The following is a 639-nucleotide window of genomic DNA, read 5'->3' as shown; positions in this document are numbered from 1 at the left end:
CCACTGAGGATGAGGAGGCATACAGCAATTCCATTTACGGTATTGAGAAAAAGCAGTTTCCCTATATGCTCTGCGTCACCAATCTTCTGCTGCATGGGCTGGATGTACCTCAGGTATACCATGCGAATACGCTGCTTCATGATGTGCTGGACTATACCGAAAGCGATAAGGTGGATGTCATTCTGATGAATCCTCCGTACGGCGGATCAGAAAAGGCTGATGTAAAAAATCACTTTCCCACCGATCTGGCCAGCAGCGAAACCGCCGATCTGTTCATGTCGGTGATTATGTATCGGCTCAAAAAGAATGGCCGGGCGGCGGTGATTTTGCCCGACGGCTTTCTGTTCGGTACCGACAACGCCAAGGTCAACATCAAAAAGAAGCTGCTGCGGGAATTTAATTTGCACACCATCATCCGGCTGCCGGGCAGCGTATTCTCACCGTATACCTCGATTACCACCAATATCCTGTTCTTTGACAACACCCATCCCACCGAGGAGACCTGGTTCTATCGCCTGGATATGCCGGAAGGCTATAAGCACTTCTCCAAAACCAAGCCGATGAAACTGGAGCATTTCCAGCCGGTATTGGATTGGTGGAATGACCGGCAGGAGATTACCGAGGAGGGCTTTGACAAGG

The 639-nt window shown here is 50.2% G+C and carries 1 protein-coding gene; it reads left to right on the top strand.

Annotated features, from left to right (window positions below):
- The coding region (locus H9X81_RS11535) for an HsdM family class I SAM-dependent methyltransferase (protein ID WP_204722174.1) at positions 1–639 on the top strand (639 nt) is incomplete at both ends.

Source organism: Hydrogenoanaerobacterium saccharovorans (assembly GCF_016901815.1).
Classification (GTDB): Bacteria; Bacillota; Clostridia; order Oscillospirales; family Ruminococcaceae; genus Avimicrobium; species Avimicrobium caecorum.
This window is presented reverse-complemented; position numbering and strand designations above follow the sequence as displayed.